20 protein-coding genes and 1 pseudogene are annotated in these 18,284 nt (G+C 69.7%); 8 read left to right on the top strand and 13 right to left on the bottom strand.

Annotation, left to right across the window (positions count from 1 at the left end; genetic code table 11):
• Positions 1-16: 16 nt before the first annotated feature.
• Together mfd and rfaE2 are read right to left on the bottom strand one after the other, a co-directional pair.
• Positions 17-3,454 (bottom strand): transcription-repair coupling factor, encoded by a 3,438-nt coding sequence (gene mfd / locus AC1U7O_RS05140; RefSeq protein ID WP_479893525.1) that lies wholly within the window; start codon positions 3,452-3,454, stop codon positions 17-19.
• Positions 3,455-3,461: 7 nt separating this feature from the next.
• Complete coding sequence (gene rfaE2, locus AC1U7O_RS05135) at positions 3,462-3,989, bottom strand: D-glycero-beta-D-manno-heptose 1-phosphate adenylyltransferase (RefSeq protein WP_479893523.1); 528 nt, start codon at positions 3,987-3,989, stop codon at positions 3,462-3,464.
• Between the two features lie 77 nt (positions 3,990-4,066).
• Here rfaE2 and AC1U7O_RS05130 point away from each other — a divergent pair, with 77 nt between their 5' ends.
• From AC1U7O_RS05130 to AC1U7O_RS05120, 3 genes are read left to right on the top strand one after another with little or no spacing between them, the layout of a single operon-like run.
• A complete protein-coding gene (locus AC1U7O_RS05130) occupies positions 4,067-4,219 on the top strand; it encodes a hypothetical protein (RefSeq protein WP_479893522.1) in 153 nt (50 codons plus the stop codon).
• Entirely contained in the window at positions 4,216-4,530 is a 315-nt protein-coding gene (locus AC1U7O_RS05125; protein WP_479893520.1) for a transcriptional regulator, read from the top strand. The genes AC1U7O_RS05130 and AC1U7O_RS05125 overlap by 4 nt, the downstream gene beginning before the upstream one ends.
• Positions 4,531-4,546: 16 nt before the next feature.
• Positions 4,547-4,882: a hypothetical protein gene (locus AC1U7O_RS05120; RefSeq protein WP_479893519.1), complete on the top strand. Its 336-nt coding sequence runs from the start codon at positions 4,547-4,549 to the stop codon at positions 4,880-4,882.
• A 20-nt stretch (positions 4,883-4,902) separates the two neighbouring features.
• Here the strand turns inward: AC1U7O_RS05120 and AC1U7O_RS05115 are convergent, their stop codons facing one another.
• The 6 genes from AC1U7O_RS05115 to AC1U7O_RS05090 all read right to left on the bottom strand — a co-directional run bounded on the left by AC1U7O_RS05115 (position 4,903) and on the right by AC1U7O_RS05090 (position 9,102).
• Complete coding sequence (locus AC1U7O_RS05115; protein WP_479893517.1) at positions 4,903-5,508, bottom strand: SprT-like domain-containing protein; 606 nt, start codon at positions 5,506-5,508, stop codon at positions 4,903-4,905.
• On the bottom strand, positions 5,505-6,521 hold the full coding sequence (locus AC1U7O_RS05110) for a GSU2086 family protein (RefSeq protein ID WP_479893515.1): 1,017 nt from the start codon (positions 6,519-6,521) through the stop codon (positions 5,505-5,507). The genes AC1U7O_RS05115 and AC1U7O_RS05110 overlap by 4 nt, the downstream gene beginning before the upstream one ends.
• Complete coding sequence (locus tag AC1U7O_RS05105; RefSeq protein WP_479893514.1) at positions 6,505-7,083, bottom strand: D-sedoheptulose-7-phosphate isomerase; 579 nt, start codon at positions 7,081-7,083, stop codon at positions 6,505-6,507. The genes AC1U7O_RS05110 and AC1U7O_RS05105 overlap by 17 nt, the downstream gene beginning before the upstream one ends.
• 105 nt (positions 7,084-7,188) lie before the next feature.
• Positions 7,189-7,656 (bottom strand): diguanylate cyclase domain-containing protein, encoded by a 468-nt coding sequence (locus tag AC1U7O_RS05100; protein WP_479893513.1) that lies wholly within the window; start codon positions 7,654-7,656, stop codon positions 7,189-7,191.
• A 45-nt stretch (positions 7,657-7,701) separates the two neighbouring features.
• Complete coding sequence (locus tag AC1U7O_RS05095; protein WP_479893512.1) at positions 7,702-8,631, bottom strand: SPFH domain-containing protein; 930 nt, start codon at positions 8,629-8,631, stop codon at positions 7,702-7,704.
• 36 nt (positions 8,632-8,667) lie between these two features.
• Positions 8,668-9,102, bottom strand: coding sequence for an NfeD family protein (locus tag AC1U7O_RS05090; RefSeq protein WP_479893511.1), 435 nt, complete (start codon positions 9,100-9,102; stop codon positions 8,668-8,670).
• A gap of 175 nt (positions 9,103-9,277) precedes the next feature.
• On the opposite strand from AC1U7O_RS05090, the gene AC1U7O_RS05085 reads away from it, so the two are divergent.
• From AC1U7O_RS05085 to AC1U7O_RS05075, 3 genes are read left to right on the top strand one after another with little or no spacing between them, the layout of a single operon-like run.
• Entirely contained in the window at positions 9,278-10,543 is a 1,266-nt protein-coding gene (locus AC1U7O_RS05085) for a TIGR02710 family CRISPR-associated CARF protein (RefSeq protein WP_479893509.1), read from the top strand.
• Between the two features lie 57 nt (positions 10,544-10,600).
• Positions 10,601-10,957 (top strand): four helix bundle protein, encoded by a 357-nt coding sequence (locus AC1U7O_RS05080; protein WP_479893508.1) that lies wholly within the window; start codon positions 10,601-10,603, stop codon positions 10,955-10,957.
• 30 nt (positions 10,958-10,987) lie between these two features.
• Positions 10,988-11,455: an acyl-CoA thioesterase gene (locus tag AC1U7O_RS05075; protein WP_479893502.1), complete on the top strand. Its 468-nt coding sequence runs from the start codon at positions 10,988-10,990 to the stop codon at positions 11,453-11,455.
• 103 nt (positions 11,456-11,558) lie between these two features.
• On the opposite strand, the gene AC1U7O_RS05070 is transcribed toward AC1U7O_RS05075, so the two are convergent.
• A complete protein-coding gene (locus AC1U7O_RS05070) occupies positions 11,559-11,855 on the bottom strand; it encodes a hypothetical protein (RefSeq protein ID WP_479893507.1) in 297 nt (98 codons plus the stop codon).
• A gap of 2 nt (positions 11,856-11,857) precedes the next feature.
• On the opposite strand from AC1U7O_RS05070, the gene AC1U7O_RS05065 reads away from it, so the two are divergent.
• The gene (locus AC1U7O_RS05065) at positions 11,858-12,292 is read left to right on the top strand and encodes a TA system VapC family ribonuclease toxin (protein WP_479893505.1); all 435 of its coding nucleotides are present in this window, start codon (positions 11,858-11,860) and stop codon (positions 12,290-12,292) included.
• Here the strand turns inward: AC1U7O_RS05065 and AC1U7O_RS05060 are convergent.
• Entirely contained in the window at positions 12,235-13,242 is a 1,008-nt protein-coding gene (locus AC1U7O_RS05060; RefSeq protein WP_479893503.1) for a transposase, read from the bottom strand. The genes AC1U7O_RS05065 and AC1U7O_RS05060 overlap by 58 nt on opposite strands.
• 48 nt (positions 13,243-13,290) lie before the next feature.
• On the opposite strand from AC1U7O_RS05060, the gene AC1U7O_RS05055 reads away from it, so the two are divergent.
• Positions 13,291-13,758, top strand: coding sequence for an acyl-CoA thioesterase (locus AC1U7O_RS05055; RefSeq protein WP_479893502.1), 468 nt, complete (start codon positions 13,291-13,293; stop codon positions 13,756-13,758).
• Between the two features lie 125 nt (positions 13,759-13,883).
• Here the strand turns inward: AC1U7O_RS05055 and AC1U7O_RS05050 are convergent, their stop codons facing one another.
• The 3 genes and pseudogenes from AC1U7O_RS05050 to AC1U7O_RS05040 all read right to left on the bottom strand — a co-directional run bounded on the left by AC1U7O_RS05050 (position 13,884) and on the right by AC1U7O_RS05040 (position 18,209).
• Complete coding sequence (locus AC1U7O_RS05050) at positions 13,884-14,300, bottom strand: DUF488 domain-containing protein (RefSeq protein ID WP_479893501.1); 417 nt, start codon at positions 14,298-14,300, stop codon at positions 13,884-13,886.
• Between the two features lie 703 nt (positions 14,301-15,003).
• Positions 15,004-17,343 (bottom strand): annotated as a pseudogene (locus AC1U7O_RS05045) (DEAD/DEAH box helicase family protein); the annotation flags it as partial.
• Positions 17,340-18,209 carry a Fic family protein gene (locus AC1U7O_RS05040; RefSeq protein ID WP_479893500.1) on the bottom strand — a complete coding sequence of 290 codons (870 nt, stop codon included), beginning with the start codon at positions 18,207-18,209 and terminating at the stop codon, positions 17,340-17,342. The gene AC1U7O_RS05040 and the pseudogene AC1U7O_RS05045, both read right to left, overlap by 4 nt.
• Positions 18,210-18,284: the final 75 nt, after the last annotated feature.

Here is an 18,284-nt window from a genome sequence, read left to right as displayed (position 1 = left end):
GACGCCAAACGCCCGGTTAGGTATCACAGAACGCCAGTGTTTGCAAGGCGGCGTTGAGGTCGGCATAGACGGACGCCCAGTCTCCGTGCGGGGTCTGGAGCTCGAAGGCGAGGGGGGAGAGCAGCCGCAGCCGGCGCTGGTAGCGGTCCATCAGCCGTCGCATGCCCGCCTCGGGGACGCGGGCCTTCGGGTCGAAGGCGAGCGCCACCGCGGCCGGTTTCACCTCCACGGAGGCGAGCCGCAGGGATTTGGCCAGCCGCCGGATCTGCATGACCTCGAAGAGCCGCTCGACCGGCTCGGGCAGCGGCCCGTAGCGGTCCTCCATCTCCCCGTGGAGCAGCGCCAGGTCGCCCACCTGCTGGCAGGAGGCCAGGCGCTTGTACAGGGAGAGCCGCTGGTGCGCGTCCTCGACATAGTCCTCGGGGATGAAGGCCGAGACGGCGACGTGCAGCGTCGGGTCGGGCTCCTCCTCGACGACCGTGCCCTTGAGCCGCTGGACCGCCTGCTCGACCATCTGCATGTAGAGGTCCAGCCCGATGGCCGCGATGTGCCCCGACTGCTGCCGGCCCAGCAGGTTCCCGGCCCCGCGGATCTCCATGTCGGCGGTCGCGATCCGGAAACCCGCGCCCAGCTCGGTGATCTCCTGGATCGCGGTCAGCCGCTTCTGGGCGTCGGTGGAGAGCGTCCCCTCGTCGGGGATGAAGAAGTAGGCGTAGGCCTGGTGGCCGGCCCGGCCCACGCGGCCGCGGAGCTGGTAGAGCTGCGCGAGCCCGAAGGTGTCCGCCCGGTTGACGAGGATCGTGTTGGCGTTGGGCACGTCCAGCCCGGACTGGATGATCGCGCTCGCGACCAGCACGTCCGCCTCGCGGCGGATGAACGTGAGCATCACGTCCTCCAGCAGCCGCTCGTCCATCTGCCCGTGCGCCATCACGACGCGGGCCTCCGGCACCAGCTCCGCGAGCCGCGTCGCGACGCGCTCCATGGACTGCACGCGGTTGTGGACGAAGAAGACCTGCCCGCCGCGGCCCAGCTCCCGGACGATCGCCTCCCGGACGACCGCCTCGTCGTAGCGGAGGACCTGGGTCCGGATCGCGAGCCGCCCCGGCGGCGGGGTCTCGATGACCGAGAGGTCCCGGACGCCCGACATGGCCATCTGCAGCGTGCGGGGGATCGGCGTCGCGGTGAGCGTGAGCACGTCCACCTGGGTGCGGAGCTGCTTGAGCCGCTCCTTGTGCCGGACGCCGAACCACTGTTCCTCGTCGATGATCACCAGCCCGAGGTTCCGGAACTGCACGTCCTTCTGGAGCAGGCGGTGGGTGCCGATCACGATGTCCACCGTCCCGGCCGCGAGGTCCTTGACCGTCGCCTTGACCTCCTTCGGCGACTGGAACCGCGAGAGCATGGCGACCTTGACGGGAAAGGGCGCGAAGCGCTGGACGAAGTTCTCGTAATGCTGCTGGGCCAGGATCGTCGTCGGGACGAGCACGGCCACCTGCCGGTTGTCCTCCAGCGCCTTGAAGGCGGCCCGCATGGCCACCTCCGTCTTGCCGTAGCCCACGTCCCCGCAGACGAGCCGGTCCATGGGCTTGGGCGACTCCATGTCGCGCTTGATCTCCTCGATCGCCCGCAACTGGTCCGGCGTCTCCTCGTACTCGAAGGCCGCCTCGAACTCGTGGGTGAGCGTGCTGTCCTCGCCGTACTCCCGCCGCTGCACCAGCTCCCGGCTGGCGTAGAGCTCGACCAGCTCGTGCGCCATCTCCTCGATGTCCTTCTTGACCTTCGCGGTCGTGCGCGCCCAACTCGTCCCGCCGAGCCGGTCCAGGCGCGGGGCGTGGCCCTCCGTGCCGCGGTAGCGCTGCACCTGGTCCAGCCGGTCGAGCGGGACGTAGAGCTTGTCTCCGCCGGCGAACTCCAGGATCAGGTAGTCGCTCTCGAAGCCCTGGACCGCGAGCCGCTTGAGCCCCTGGTAGCGCGCGATGCCGTGCTGGACGTGGACGACGACGTCGCCGACCTTGAGGTCCTCCAGCGAGGAGAGGAACGTCGCGGCCTTGCTCTTGGGCGCCGGCCGGTGCCGGAGCCCCTTGGCGAAGAGCTCCTCCTCGGTGACGAGCGCGAGGCGGCCCTCGCCGGACACGAACCCGGCCGAGAGGTCCCCCTGCACGAGGTAGAACGGCGGCTTCTGCGCCGGGGCGGCCTTCCAGAGGTGCGGCTGCCAGGGCGCGGCGGGCAGGTCGTGCTCGGCGAAGAGCGCCGTGAGCCGGTCCACCTGCCCGCGGCTCCGGGCGACGATCAGGACCGGGCCCGCGCCGCGCAGCCGGTCCAGGATCGCCAGGCTGTCGGCGAAGGGGGTGCCGCGCCGCCCGAGGCCCACGCTCGCGGGCGACTGGGCGGGGAGCGGGCCGATCGGCCGCCAGGCCGGCTCCAGCATGGCCAGGGGCTCCAGCGCGAGCCGGGGCCAGCCGGCGGTCCGATCGAGCAGCGCCTCCCACGATTGGTACATCCGCTCCGGCTCGGGGAGCGGCGCGCCGTCGAGTCCCGTCCGGTGGCGGGCATAGGCCTCGTCCACCTCCGCGCGGAAGTCCTCGGCCTTCTTCGCCAGCCCGCGCGGCTGGTCCAGGACCAGCACGGGGGTCTCGCGCACATAGTCGAGCAGCGTGTCCATGGCCTCGTAGACGTCCGGCCCGCGCCACTCGGCGCCGGGCGGCCGCGCGACGGCCGCCTCCCGTCCCTCGTCGGGCGGAACCAGCTCCCGCGCGGGGAGCAGCCAGGCTTCGGTCAGCTTGCCCGTGGACTTCTGCGTGGCGGGGTCGAACAGCCGGACCGACTCCACCGTGTCGCCCAGGAACTCGACGCGCAGCGGATCGTCGTAGGCCGTCGAGTGGATGTCCACGATGCCGCCCCTGATGCTGAACTCGCCCGGCACCTCCACGACCGAGGCGCGTCGGTAGCCGAGCCGCAGCAGCCGCGTCAGGAGCGGCTCCCGCTCGATGGACTCGCCCGGGCGGAGCCGCAGGCAGGCGCTCGTGAACACCGCCGCGGGCAGCAGCCGCTGGAGGACCGCGGGCAGCGACGTGACGAGCAGCGTGGGCGCGCCGTCGGCGAGCCGCCGGAGCGTCCGCATGCGGCGGGCGATCAGGTCCACGTGCGGCAGCGTCGGCTCGTAGGGCAGGGTTTCCCATTCCGGGAAGAGCGCGAGCGCCTCCGCCGGCCCGCCGAGCAGGGCCTGGTAGAACCGGAGGTCGTCGTGGAGCCGCTCCGCCGCCTCGTCCGTGGCCGCGACGATCAGCCAGGTGCGCGCGGGCGGGCGGGGCGCGCCCCCCAGCAGCGCCAGCGCGAAGGCGGGGGTGGAGCCGGGCAGGCCGGCGAGGCCGGCCCTCGGCGGGGTCGCCTGGAGACCCTCCCGCACGGGGCGGAGGATCTCTTCCCAGTAGTCCGGATGCGAAGGGGGCGGCACGGCGGTCTCAGGCGGCCGGGCCGCGGGATGGCGGGTCGCCCGTCGCGGCGCCGTCGCCCCCGAGGGCCCTGATCTTCTTGACCAGCGCGGTCGTCGAGACGCCCGGCACGAGGGGGATGGCCGTGACCAGCCCGCCGCGCGCCCGGACCACCTCGCGGCCGACGATCTGCTCCGGGGGCCAGTCCCCGCCCTTGACGAGCACGTCGGGCTGGAGCGCGGCGATCAGCGCCCCGGGGTCCGGCTCGTCGAAGAGGACGACGTAGTCCACGCAGCCCAGCGCCGCCACGACCTCCGCGCGCTGGGCTTCCGGCACGATGGGCCGGTCGCTTCCCTTCTCCAGCGCGCGGACCGAGGCGTCGCTGTTGACGCCGACGACGAGCAGGTCCCCGAGGGCTCGGGCGGCCGCGAGGTAGCGGGTGTGGCCGACGTGGAGGAGGTCGAAGCAGCCGTTGGTGAACACGATGCGCTCGCCGCGGGCCCGCCGCTCGGCCAGCCGCGCGGCCAGCTCGGCCCGCGTGCGGAGTTTCTCAAGCATGCGCCATCTTACCGCCTGGGCGGGGCGGAAGGAAAGGCGGCTTGTCCGCCCCGCGGGATCGGACTACACTGACGCCCATGGACCAGGACGGCTGGATGGTCGTGGCGCTCGCGGCGGCGGCGGTCCTGTATCTCGTCGGTGCGCGCTGGCTCCAGCGCCGGCGCGCGGCCAGGGAGGCGGACCGCCTCCTGGAGGAAGTGCTCCGGGAAAAGGACGGCTTCCGGCGATGAGCCCCGAGCCCGAGCTGACGGACCGGCAGCGGATCATGCGGGCGATCGCCGAGGCGCGCTGCTCGTCGCGGGAATTGGCGGACCGGCTGGGGCTGCCGGAGCGGCGGATCGAGGACGACCTCGCACACATCGCCCGCACGGTCGCGCGGGACCGCGCGCGCCGGTTCGTGTGGGAGCCGCCGGCCTGCCTGGATTGCGGCTTCGTCTTCCGCAAGCGGACGCGGCTGACCAAGCCCGGCCACTGCCCCGACTGTCGCAGCGAGCACATCTCCCGCCCCCGTTTCGGGATCGAGGCGCGGGAGCGGGGCTGACCTTCGGAGACCGTCGATGACGGAGGGCCAGGACAACGGGAAGCCCGTGGAGCTGGCCGTCAGCGACCGCTACGCGGCGGCCCACGGGTGGGTCCTGACGGCGATCACCGGCTTCCTCTCCGCCTACTATTTGGAAGACCCCCGCGTGCGGTTCGCGCGGCGCTATCGCGACGCGGAGGCGGGCGCTCACGTCTGGGTCTGCGACGTGGAGGAGGGGATGCCCTTCATGCGGGTGGTCCGCCGGCTGCAGGCCGACATCCCGCCGGGCCGCGTTCAGGAACGGACGCCCGCCTCCCCCCGCGCCCGCTACACCCTCGACCTGCCCGAGCCGGACGCCGCATCCAGCTCCTGAGACGCCCGCCTCACGCCCCCTCAGTCGAACGCCAGGCGGAGCTGCACCGGAGGGTCGGCCCGGCCGGATCGCCGGGACGGCGTCGCCTTCGGCCGCCGCGGCGCGCGGCGCTCCGCCGGCGGCACCTCGCGGAGGGGCCCCCGGCAGCGGCCGCAGCGGTGCCGGATCGGCGAGATGGAGCGCCGCTGCCGTTCGTACAGACACCCGCAGCGCGTGCACCGCCAGACGTGGCGGACGAAGGCGCGGACCGCCTCTTCGAGGTCGTGCCGCACGGCGATGCCGAGACCGTCGCGGTTCATCCGGACCATCTTGCGCCGGAACTCGGCGCCGTGGTCGGGACGTCGCCGGAGCCGGTCGTATTGCCACTGGTGGATCATCTCATGCGCGAGCGTGGCGAGCAGCTCCCGCTCGGGTGCGGGGACCGGGCCGCGTAACAGGGGCACGGAGAGCCGGATCACGCGGTGCCGCTCCGGCCGCGGGCGGGCGCGCGGGCCGACGCGGCTCACGAACATGCCGGTGGAGGAGGTGAGCCGCCGGCTCCATTGGATCTCGATGGGCGGCAGCGTCCCGCGGAAGTAGCGGGCGTTGAGGTCGGCCCAGAGGGCCTGGAGCCGCGCCGGCGTCACCGGCGCGACGGCGGGCGCCCCGCCGCTTCCAGGACCGCCGCGGCGAGCAGGGGCACCATGATCTCGTGGTGGCCGATGAGCTGGTAGCCGCGGCCGCCCTTCTGGGTCGGGCGCCGCACGACGTTCGTCATCGGCCGGTAGTGGGGCAGAAAATCCATGTTGACCGTCGTGATGTCCGACAGCGGGTGGCCGAGGTTGCGGCCGAGGGTCACGGTCTTTAAGAAGACCTCGGGGAGGATGACGGCGGAGCCGAGGTTGAGGTAGACGCCGCCCTCCATACCGGCGACCACCGCCGCCAGCCGGCGGAAGTCGGTCAGCGAGCCCGCCCCGATGGCGGCGCCGTCCGCCGCCGGGTGCATGTGGATGATGTCCGTGCCCAGCGCCACGTGGACGGTGACGGGCAGGCCGAGCCGCGCGCCGGTCGCGAGCAGGCTGGTGGCCCGGTGGGGGAAGCGCCGTTTGTGCAGGTTCATGTAGGCCCCCACCGCCTCGCCGAGCCCCCGCCCCTCCTTCACGCCGGCGACGATCGCCTCGTTGAGCATCCGCCCCGTCTCCTCGGCCATGCCGAAGCGTCCGGAGTCGATCTCCTTGTCCACCTCCTCGGAGGTGTGGCCCAGGAAGGCCAGCTCGAAGTCGTGGATGATCACCGCGCCGTTCATCGCGACGGCCGTCACGACGCCCCGCTCCATCAGGTCCACGAGCAGGGGGTTCAAGCCGACCTTGGTGACGTGGGCGCCCATGCCGACGATGACGGGTCGGCCGCGCGCCCGGGCCCGGACGATCGCCCGAGCGACGTCGCGCAGGGTCTTCACGGCGAGGATGTCGGGCAGGCCGTCGAGGAAGCGCGCCAGCGAACCGCCGCGCCGCCAGGGCCGGGCGAAGTCGGACAGCCGCACCTTGCTGTGCCGGCGCGCGAGGGGGTAGGTCTTGAGCCGGGTGAGATCGATGGCGGGGATCGGGGCCCGCGCCGCCGGCCGTCTCGGGCGCGGCGCCCTGTCAGGATGCGTGCCCAAGCAGCTCGTCCTCGATCAGCTCGCAGAGCACGTGCCCGAGCGTGATGTGGCACTCCTGGATGCGGGCGGTCACGGTCGAGGGCACGACGAAGGCGTGGTCCACGAGGCCGGCCAGCGCGCCGCCCGTCCCGCCCGTCCAGCCGAGGGTGACCAGGCCGCAGGCCCGGGCCGCCTCGGCGCCCTTGAGCACGTTCGGCGAGTTGCCGCTCGTGCTGATCGCGATCGCGATGTCGCCCTTGCGGCCGTGGGCGCGCACCTGGCGCGCGAACAGCTCCTCGTAGCCGTAGTCGTTGGCGATGCAGGTCACCGCCGCCGGGTCGGAGCCCAGCGCGAGGGCGGGCAGGGGCGCCCGGTCCCGGTGGTAGCGGCCGACGAACTCGGCCGCGAGGTGCGAGGCGTCCGTCGCGCTGCCGCCGTTGCCGAACAGCAGCAGCTTGCGGCCCTCGCGCAGCGCCCCCGCGATCAGGCGCGCGGCCGCGACGATCCGCTCCGCCTGCTCGCGGACGAACCGTCGCTTGACCTCCGCGCTCTCCTCGAACGCCGCGATCGCCCGCTCCCTCATGGGCCGGGATTGTAGGTGAGCCCCGGTGGTCTGTCAAACCGGCCCGCGGGGCGTCGCCGAGGGGACGGGCGGACCCCCGTGCGGCGGGACGGGCGCAGCGTTCCGTCAGGCGGGCTGCCGACTCCTGAGCGCCGCTTCGATGCGCGTCAGCACGCCGAGGAAGGTCGGCTCCCGGTCCGGCCGGACCCGATCCATCACCAGCCTGAACAGGAGAGGCGGCTCGCCGGCGTGCTCCGTCCGCCACTCGGCCAGCCGGTCCTCCAGCCGGAAGCGCAGGGCCTCGGCCGCCAGGGGCGAGGCTTCCGGCAGCAGCACGGCGAAGCGGTCCGGCGCGATCCGGGCCACCGCGTCCGAGGTGCGGAAGGTGCGGCGGAGCAGCGTCGCGGCCTCCCGGAGGCGGGCCTCCTGGGCCGGCTCGCTCGGCCCCTCCGGCGGGACGCCCTCCAGCGCGAGGCCGTAGAGGACCGCCTCCCGCCCCATCCGGCGCAGGAGCTTCAGATAGTGCTCGGCGAAAAACACCAGCCCGAACCGGCTCCACAGGCCGGTCGGGGGATCCCAGACGTCTTCGTGCATCAGGCCCTCCGGTTCCGCATCGGCTGTTTGGGCGGCCGGCTTGAGCTAACGCGGCGCCTCGGGACGGCGCCCGATGACGTTCATGGCGAGGGCGATCATCGAGCCGATGTCCGACACGCTGGCCGGGAGGACGAGGGTATTGCTCGCCTTCGCCAGCTCGCCGAACTTGGTGATGTACTGCTCGGCGACGCGGAGCTGCACCGCCTCGTAGCCGCCCGGCACCTGGATGGCCTCGGCGACCCGACGGATGCCCTCGGCCGTGGCGGCGGCCAGGGCCAGGATCGCGGAGGCCGCCCCCTCGGCCTCGTTGATCTGCTGCTGCCTCGTCGCCTCCGACGCCTTGATGACCTGCTGCTTCTCGCCCTCGGCCTGGTTGATGGCGGCGTCGCGCACGCCCTCGGAGGTGAGGATGACCGCCCGCTTTTCCCGCTCGGCGCGCATCTGTTTTTCCATCGCCGCCAGGACGTCCTGCGGCGGGGTGATGTTCTTGATCTCGTAGCGCAGGACCTTCACGCCCCAGGGCTCCGACGCCTTGTCCAGCTCGTCGACGATGTGGATGTTGACGTTGGTCCGCTCCTCGAAGGTGCGGTCCAGGTCGATCTTGCCGACCTCGCTGCGCAGGGTGGTCTGCGCGAGCTGGGTGATCGCGAAGACGTAGTCCGAGATCCCGTAGGACGCGCGCTCCGGGTCCAGCACCTTCAGGTAGAGCACCCCGTCCACGGAAACCTGGACGTTGTCCCGGGTGATGCAGACCTGCTCCGGGATATCGACGGCCGTTTCCTTGAGCGAATGCTTGTAGCGGATGACGTCGATGAACGGGAGCAGGATGTGGAAGCCGGCGCCGAGGGTCGAAGAGTATTTTCCGAGCCGCTCGATGACGTAGGCGCTCTGTTGCGGCACCACCACCGCGGTCTTCGCGATGACGAGGACCACGAGGGCGGCGAGGACCACGACGACGATCATTGAGCCCGACATAGTGAGGTCCTCCATGGCGGCGTGACCGTGAGGAGGTTACTCCGGCCCGACCCAGAGCGTGAGCCCGTCGACCCGCTCGACGCGGCTGCGGCGGCCCCTGGCCAGGGCCGCTTGGCCGGCGTTGCGCGCGTTCCAGATCGTGCCGCGCAGCTCCACCTTGCCGGCGCCGCCTGGTGCGAGATCCTCCAGGGGCGTCGCCAGCTCGCCGACCAAGGTGTCCACCGGGTGGGCCTGCGAGTCCCGTCCCTTGAGCCGAGCGAGGAGCGGGCCACGGAAGAGCAGGAGGGAGACCACGGACAGGATCGAGAAGAGCGCCCACTGCAGCCAGGGCGGATCCGCGAGACCCGCTCCGGCGAGGGCGCCGACCGCCAGCGCGGCAAGGCCGAAAAACAGGAGGTAGAGCCCGCCCGGGGTGAGCAGCTCCGCCGCCAGGAGCGCCAGGCCGAGCAACGCCCACGACCACCACACCATCGTGGCACCTCCGGGGTCCCCGGCGCGCCCCTCGATTCGTCGCCGGCCGATGAACGGGCCACGGGGGCGTCGGCGCAGGGCGGGGTCAGTGTAGACACATTCCCCGAGACCGTCAAGGAACCGGCCGGCGGGTCCCGTTGATCAGGGGGGACCCCGGTGCTATAGTCCGCGCGTCATGAGCGCGGAGAGCCCCGTCAAGGCCTTGCTGCTCGCGGTCACGGACGACGCGCCGGCCGCGGCCTACACCATCAACCGGCTGACCCCCGAGCTGCTCTGCTTCTTCGTGCCGGAGCCGGCCAAGGCGCTCGTCGAATCCGCCGTCCAGCCGATGATCGCCAAGATGCCGCGCCGCTGGGACTGGCTCGTGACGCCGGACCCGGCCCGCTTCATGGCCTGCTACCGGACGCTGGCGCGCGGGCTGCCGGAGATGCTCCGCGCCTGGGAGGTGCACGGCGGCGAGCTCGTCCTGGACCTGACCGGCGCGACGCCCGCCATGGCGGCGGCGATGGCGCTGGCGGGCCTGCCGGCGACCTCGCGCGTCGTGATGCTGGGGCCGGCGGCCGCGGACGGCCCGGCGGCCGAGGGCGAGCTCGTGACGATCGAGGACCGGCCGCGGTGCTGGGCCCAGGGCAACCCGTGGGACGAGGCCGCGGCCCACGCCGCGCGGGAGGCCGCCGCCCTGTTCAATCGCGGGTCCTTCGAGGCCGCCGCCTCCCTCTTCCGCCACGTCGAGGCGCGGGTCAGCGGCGGGCAGAAGCCCCTCTATCGCGCGCTGGCCGACCTGGCCCAGGGCTACGGCCTCTGGGAGCGGTTCCACTACCGCCAGGCGTGGGACAAGCTCAAGACCTCGCTCAAGGCGCTCGACATGGCCCTGGTCTGGGGCGGCCCTCCCGGCCTGAAGGCCGCCCTGCCCGCGGTGAAGCAGAACGCCGGCTTCCTCGAAAAGCTGGTCCTGGACCCGCTGGAGGTGAAGGAGGCGGTGGCCCACGACCTGCTCGCCCACGCGCGGCGACGGATGGAGGTGGATCAGGATGCGGAAGCGGCGATGGCGACGCTGCTCCGGGCGCTGGAGGCCTTCGCGCAGCTCCAGTTGTTCAAGCGCTACAAGATCAAGACCTGGGACGTGCAGCCGGAGCAGCTCCCCGAGGCGCTGCGCGAGCCCTGCCGCACGAGCTTCCTGGACGACGTGGACGGCAAGTACAAGCTGCCGCTGCAGGCGCAGTTCCGGGCGCTGGCGGGGCTGGGCGATCCGATGGGGCAGACCTACCTCGCCCAGTGGCCCAAGATGAAGCCGCTGCTCGACGCCGCCGGCCACGCGGTGCTGGGCCACGGCTTCGAGCCGGTGAAGCCCGAGCGCTTCCACCAGCTCCATGAGATCGTGCTGAAGCTGACGGGCGTGGGCGACAGCTCATTACCGCAATTCCCAAACCTACGCCTCTGAAGAGCGTCGTTCGTGAAGCGTATCTCGTAGCAAGCGGGATAGACGGAAGAGCTTGAAGTGGGAAAGATTCTGAATTTCCGCGATCTGGAACTGTGGAAGTTGGGCAAGGAAATCGTCCTCGATGTGTATCGAGCGACTGGGAAATTTCCCCGAGGAAGAAATGTATGGGCTGATCTCACAGATGCGTCGCGCGGCCGTATCAATCCCTTCAATGTGGCGGAAGGATTCAATCGAAAACACAACCCGGAGTATCGCCAACTGCTCTATGTTGCGCTGGGTTCTGGTGCCGAACCTGAAACGCAAATTGAAGTGGCCCACGATCTCGGCTTCCTTTCAGTTGATGATAGGGACAAGGTGTTGGAAAAGCTCGATCACGAATCCAGAATGCTGAGCAACCTCATCAAACGGTTGTAGCGAGATACGAAATACGCTTCACGAGATACGATGGACATCCGCATCTATTACGAGGACACGGACTGCGGCGGGGTGGTGTACTACGCCAACTACTTGAAGTATTTCGAGCGGGCGCGGACGGACTTCCTCGAGCAACGCGGCCTCTCCGTGGCGGAGCTGATGCAGGAAGGCACCCTGTTCATGGTCGTCCACGCCGAGCTGACCTACCGCTCCCCGGTCCGCTACGGCGACACCCTGACCATCGAGACCAGGCTGGCGCGGAGCGGCAAGGCGTCGATGACCTTCGCCCACGTCGTGCGCGAGCGCGCGAGCCGGCGGACCGTCGTGGAGGGCTCGGCGACCCTCGTCGCGACCACGCCGGAGGGGCGGGTCAAGCGACTGGAGCCGGGGCTGATCGCGGCGCTCCACGCGCCGGGGCCGGGGCATCCGGTCGAGCATCCCCCGCCGTTGGGCGGATCACCCGGGGGGAAGACGGGAAGGAAGGAGCGTCATGCCTGAGAAGTTCGGCACCTGGCTGGCCATCACCGCCGTCGCGATCGGCTTCGTCGTCCTCGCCTGGCTGCTGTTCGCGGAGGGGCCGAAGGACAAAAAGAAGAAATAGTCATCGAGGTGCCAACGACTTGACATCGTGATGCCTGGGCGATAGCATCACGACATGCGTACCACGCTGACCCTCGATGACGATGTGGCCGCCAAACTGAAGGCGGAAGCGCGCCGACTGGGCCGGTCTTTCCGAGATACGGTGAACGCCGTCCTCCGTCGCGGCCTTGCAGCTCAGCGCAGCACGCCCCCACGAAAGCCGTTCAAAGTCGTGTTCCGAGACCTTGGAAATCTTCGACCCGGTCTCGTCCTGGACAGCGTCGCGGACCTGATCGAGCAAGTGGAAGGTCCGCTCCACCGATGATCCTCGTCGATGCCAACCTGCTCCTGTACGCGTACCATCCAAGAGCTGAGCAGCACGAGGCGAGTCGCGCCTGGCTGGAAGCGACATTGTCCGGGTCTCAACTGGTGCGCTTTGCCTGGCTGACGATCTGGGCGTTTCTCAGGGTTTCGACAAACCCCCGTGTGTTCGACCGTCCGCTCTCGACGGCGGAGGCCGAAGCGGCGGTGTCGTCCTGGCTAGACCAACCAGTGGCCGGCATCCTCGAAGCAGGCGAACGTCATTGGGATATCCTCCGCAGCCTTCTGCACACCGGCCAAGCCGCAGGACCACTGGTCATGGACGCCGCCCTGGCCGCCATTGCCATTGAGCATGGCGCGACGCTCCATACAACGGATCAAGATTTCTCGCGATTCCCCGGCCTCAAGTGGACGAATCCGCTGATCCCCCGCTGACCTCCCTCGTCAGGTGTTTGTCGTGGGATGGACTTTGTGGTGCTACTCTGGCTGCTGTTCGCGGAGGGGCCGAAGGAGAAGAAAAAGGGCTCTTCAGGCTTTCGTGGGGGTTGGATGGAGATCCAATCCTCCACAAGGGAAATAGATCGCGGTCTTGAAGTGCTCGACGTTGCGGAAGCCGCGAGCGGTGTTCTTGACCCATTGGATGTCGCGTTGACGGCTTCCAATCCCGCATGGGTGATGCCATGCCGCAGAGAGGTCAGCACGTTCGGGAGAGGCCGCCGGATCAGCGTGGCCACCGCGGCCATCGGCCGTAGTCGGCTGTGCGGGGCGCGCCAGAACCAGCGGGCGAAGAAGTTCCGGGCGGCGCCCCGGTAGGTATACTCCCAGAACTGGCGGAAGCGCTCCTTCAGGGCCCAGGCCCGGGCCACCTTGAGGTCCGTCCGCTGCAACGTGCGGAACGTCGCCCGTGGCTCGGCCGTCATGGCCGTGGGCCGCATGAGCCAGAGGTACTTGGTTCCCGTCAGCCGAGTATCGTCCGCCTGCTTCAAAGCCCGCTGATCCGCCCGGCGCACCCCGTCCACGGCCTCATGCAGATGCGTGGCGATATGGAACTTGTCGAAGACGATCTTCGCGGCAGCCTCCTCGAGGTGAGCCTGGGTCGACTGGATGGCGGGCGCCCACATGTCCATCGCGATGGCCTCAATCCCCTCCCGTTGCTCAGGCGTCAGCGTGCCCCAGAAGCCTCCACGCTCTCCTGCTTGCGGTCCTCTGCCACATACAGGACGCGGCTGCGACAAGCCAGCATGCGACTGCCGCGCATGCTGGCGGGCGGGCTCGCCGCTCAGACCCTCGACGTACGGTTTCAAGTACGCCCCGGGTCTTCGCGGCTCCGCGCGCCCGTCTCGCGACGCGACTCCACGGTTTCGCGACGAACCGTCATGAATCATGCGGGTTAAAGCGCTTCACGAGCGACGCGATACGCTTCACGAGATACGATGGACATCCGCATCTATTACGAGGACACGGACTGCGGCGGGGTGGTGTACTACGCCAACTACTTGAAGTATTTCGAGCGGGCGCGGACGGACTTCCTCGAGCAACGCGGCCTCTCCGTGGCGGAGCTGATGCAGGAAGGCACCCTGTTCATGGTCGTCCACGCCGAGCTGACCTACCGCTCCCCGGTCCGCTACGGCGACACCCTGACCATCGAGACCAGGCTGGCGCGGAGCGGCAAGGCGTCGATGACCTTCGCCCACGTCGTGCGCGAGCGCGCGAGCCGGCGGACCGTCGTGGAGGGCTCGGCGACCCTCGTCGCGACCACGCCGGAGGGGCGGGTCAAGCGACTGGAGCCGGGGCTGATCGCGGCGCTCCACGCGCCGGGGCCGGGGCATCCGGTCGAGCATCCCCCGCCGTTGGGCGGATCACCCGGGGGGAAGACGGGAAGGAAGGAGCGTCATGCCTGAGAAGTTCGGCACCTGGCTGGCCATCACCGCCGTCGCGATCGGCTTCGTCGTCCTCGCCTGGCTCCTCTTCGCGGAAGGCCCCGCCAAGAAGCCGCCGGACCGGAAGAAGTAGCAGGCCGGCGCGTTCAAGAGGTCGACTTCCTCTTGGAACCTCCACGACCCGCCGGCGTCCGGCGCGCGGCGCGCCGGGTGCGTGTCTCCAGGTAGGCCTTCAGCGCGGCGGCGTTGTTCAGCCGAGGTTCCTTGGAGCCGTAGAGCAGCGTCGCCGTGCCGGCCCCCAGGTGCTCGATCAACTCATCCACCCGATCCGCGTTCGCATCCAGCTCGGCGAAGTACCGGCGCGTAAACTCCGGCCACCGCTCGGGGGCGTGGTCGTACCAGCGGCGCAGCTCGTCGGACGGGGCGACGGCCTTGGCCCAGAAGTCGAGCTTGAGGGCGGCCGCGGTCAGGCCGCGCGGCCAGAGCCGATCCACGAGGATCCGCCGCCCGTCGCCAGCCGCCGGCGGGTCGTAGGCCCGCTTGAGCTTGATGATGAGCGGCACCGCGCCGGCCCTACGGCATGTTGAAGATCATGCCCGTCTTTACGATCAGGCAGCCGCTGGGCACGGAGGCGAGCGCGACCACCAGCGAGTCGGAGGAGGGGTCCTCGTACAGCGCCACCCCGCCCAGGTCCATGTAGTATTTCCACTGTTGAAAGGTCGTGTCCCTCAGCTTCGGGCAGGATTCGGCGATCATGAAGACCTGGACGAAGGTCCCGTCGCAGGTGCCGGCGGGGGTCGGCGACGTGGTCACGGCGGCCACCGACGTGCCGTCGGAATAGGGCTTGGAGGTGAGCATCAGGAGGGCGTGACGATCGATCTCCTTGGTGTTGTACGTATTCACGTACGAGAAGCTGTCCTTGCCGTAGATAAAATCGGTGAGAACGGACACCGTCTTGGCGCAGGTCCGGAAGCCCAGTTGCTTGGCCGCCTCGACCGCCTGGTTGTCCTTCTCCTGCGCCGCCGCCCCCTGCGCCCACGCGAGCGCCACTGCGAGCACGCCGACCGCCGCCGCGCGAAAGCCGTTCATCGGGCGCCTCCTTTTCGGCTGTGACCGTGCCCCCCATAACCGCGGGGCGCCGCTATTGTCTGCCAGTCGCCGCAGGCGGGCAAGGACAAAGTTTCGCCGGGATGGTGCGGGATGGGGCCGCCTGAGGGGATGGCGCGGATCGCCGTAGGTCGCCGTCGCCTCCTTGACCGCCTCGGCCAGGGCCTCCTTCGAGCGGCCATCGAGCGCTGCGATCAGTTCCAGCCGCGCGTCGAAGAGACGCTTGGCGAGCGATTCGGCGACGTGGCCTTCGGTTCCGGGGATATCCTGGCTGAAGTACTCCAGGTTCTGGCAGTAGTCGAACAGGTAGAAGAACTCCTTGTCCTTCCCCGGTCCAAAGAGATCGGGACAGAGCCGCGTGCCGCGCCCCACCATCTGCCAGAACTTGGTCTTCGAGCGCACCAGCTTGAAGAAAACGAGGTTCACGACCTCCGGGATGTCGATGCCCGTGTCGAGCATGTCCACCGAGATCGCGATATGCGGCGCCTTCTCCTTGTTCGAGAACTCGTCGATCAGGCTCTGCGCGTAGTCGGTCTTGAAGGTGATGACACGCGCGAACGCCCCCTTCAGGTGCGGGTAGTTGGCGTCGAAGCGCTCGGCGATGAACTCCGCGTGCTGCTGGTTCTTGGCGAAGACGATCGTCTTGCCAAGCCGGTCGCCCCCCGCGACCTTGAGGCCCCGCGTCATCAGGTGCTCCAGCACCTTGTCCACGGTGTCCTTGTTGAAGAGCCACCGGTTGACGGCCTCGGCCTCGACGCGGTCCGGGACGTTCCCCTCGTCGTCCCACTCCAGCGCATCCCACTGGTCCTTGTCCTCTTCCGAGAGCTCGTCGTACGTGATCCCCTCGCGCTGGAACTTGAGCGGCACCGACACGGCCTTGGGCGGCACGAGAAAACCGTCGCGCACCGCCTCCTCGAGCCCGTAGGCGTCGGTCGGCACGCCGTTCTCGAGATCGAACAGGCTGTAGGTGTTGCGGTCCACCTCGTCCTTGGGCGTTGCGGTGAGGCCCACGAGCAGCGAGTCGAAGTACTCGAAGATGGCGCGGTACTTCTGGAACACCGAGCGGTGGGCCTCGTCGATGATCACCACATCGAAGTGCCCCACGCCGAAGCGTCGCTGCCCGTTTGCCGCCTCGTCGATGAGCCCCATCATCGTCGGGTAGGTCGAGACATAGACGCGCCCCTCGGCCTCCTTCTCGGTGACGAGGTTCACGGGCGAGGCCTCCGGGAGGAACTTCTTGAAGGCGTTCACCGCCTGGTTGACGAGCGCCACGCGGTCGGCGAGGAAGAGCACGCGCTTGGCCCAGTTGCAGCGCATGAGGAGATCGCAGAGCGCGATCACCGTGCGCGTCTTGCCGGCGCCCGTGGCCATCACCAAGAGCGCCTTGCGGTCGTGGTCGCGCTCGAACGCCTCGGCGATGCGGCGGATGGCGCGCGTCTGGTAGTGGCGCTCGACGATCGTCGGGCTGATCGGCGCTTCGGCGAGCGCGCGGCGCGTTGTGCGCCGCTGGATCAAAAGCTCCAGCTCGGCCTTCTTGTAGAACCCCTGCACGCGGCGCGGTGGATAGCGCGTGTCGTCCCAGAGCCAGTGCTCGTAGCCGTTGGAGGAAAAGATGACCGGCCGCCGGCCGAACTGCCGATCGAGGCAGTCCGCGTAGAGCTTCGCCTGCTGCTGGCCGGCGCGCGCATCGCGGCGCGTGCGCTTGGCCTCCACCAGCCCGAGCGGCGTGCCGTCGTCGCCCCAGAGCACGTAGTCCACGAAGCCCTTGCCCTCGGCATTCGGCATGCCGCTGACCTCCAACTCGCGGTCGCGCGGCTAATCCAGCGGCCAGCCTGCTTCCTTGAGCAAGAGGTCGATGAAAGAGTCGCGGGTCTCGGCTTCGGAGTAGTCGTGCGTGTCCGGCTGCGCGGCCGCCGCCTGCTTCGCCTCGGCCACCTCGGCGGCAGGCGCTTGAGCTCCTCGTCGAGCGCGGCCTTGTCCGCGAGCAGCGCCGCGAGGCTCTCGTCCTGCTCGCGCAGGCGCGCCCCCAGGGCCTGCAACTGCTCGGCCGACTGCACCACCGCGCGCTCGGGACGCGGCAGCGCGGCCGCATCGAACGCAAGCCCCGGCGCAGGCCGCCCCGTGCGCCCGTAGGTGCGCGCGAACCAGTAGGCGACGTGGAACAGCTCGCGCACCGCCGCGAGCGCATCCGCCTCAGGCACCGGCCGGTGGCTGTGCACGGCGCGGTTGCCGAGCGTATTGATGACCCGCGCCTTGCTGAACACCGCCTCCCCGGCCGTCTGCTTGAAGCTCGGCTCGTGGATCAGCGCGGAGAGGTTGTCCTGGTACGGGAGCTTGAGCCCCCCGTCGTGCTTGAAGACCCAGCGCACCGCCAACTCCAGCGCGCGGCGGGCGTAGAAGCAGGCCGTGCGCGGATCGGCCTGCACCGCCGCCTCGGCCTTCGCGGCGGCATCGAAGACGGTTGGCCCACTCGCCCTGCAAGAACCCAAATTGACTCATGCGCCTGCCTCCGCGGCAGCAGCGCCGGGGCCTGCATCGTTGAACAGTGCGATATAGGGCGCGAAGCGGAAACGTCGGTTGCGTGCGTAGCCGGTCATCTCGCTGAGCACGCCTAGCTGAACGAGGCGGGACACCAGACTGTTCGCCGCCGCGTAGGTCGTGCCCGTCAACTTCTGCACGTCGGCAACGGCAACGATCGGCCGGTCGAACAGCGACTCCAGCACCTTGTGGCCATTGCCCGCCGCTCGGCCAAGCCGCGCCGTGATCGCTGCGCGATGTTGCTCGCGCAGTTGCAGGATCCGCCGGGCCGTCTCGGACGCCTCGCCCGCGACCTCGATTACGCCGCGCAGGAAGAATTTCAGCCACTCCTCCCAGGCGCCGCGGTCGCGGACAGCCTGCAGGTGCTCGTAGTACGCCTGCCGGTGCTGCTTGAAGAAGTGCGACAGATACAGTACGGGCTTGTGCAGCACGCCGCGCTCGGTGAGCAGGAATGTGATCAGCAGCCGGCCCACGCGGCCATTGCCGTCCAGGAACGGATGAATCGTCTCGAACTGCACATGGGCGAGCGCGATCTTCACCAGCGGCGGCAACTCGTCGTGCGCATTCAGGAACTTCTCCAGCTCCCCGAGCGCCTCCGGCACGACGTGGTGCGGTGGTGGCACGAAGGTCGCCGTGGTGAGCGTGCAGCCGGCCGGACCGATCCAGTTCTGGCTCGTGCGGAGTTCGCCGGCCTGCAAGCGGCCGCCACGCACGCCACGCATCAGCTCGGCATGGATCTCGCGGATCAACCGTACGGAGACCGGCAGCTCAGGCAGCCGCGCAAGCCCGTGGTTCATCGCCCGTACGTAATTGATCACCTCGTCCACGTCGCGCGGCAGGTTCTGATCTGTCAATCATCAGCCGAAGTTGACCCTTTTATTCTGATGTGAAATTGCCCCCTC

The organism is Candidatus Nitrospira neuquenensis, assembly GCF_979578155.1.
The sequence above is the reverse complement of the archived record's forward strand: the minus strand, read 5'-3'. Positions and strand labels throughout refer to the sequence as shown.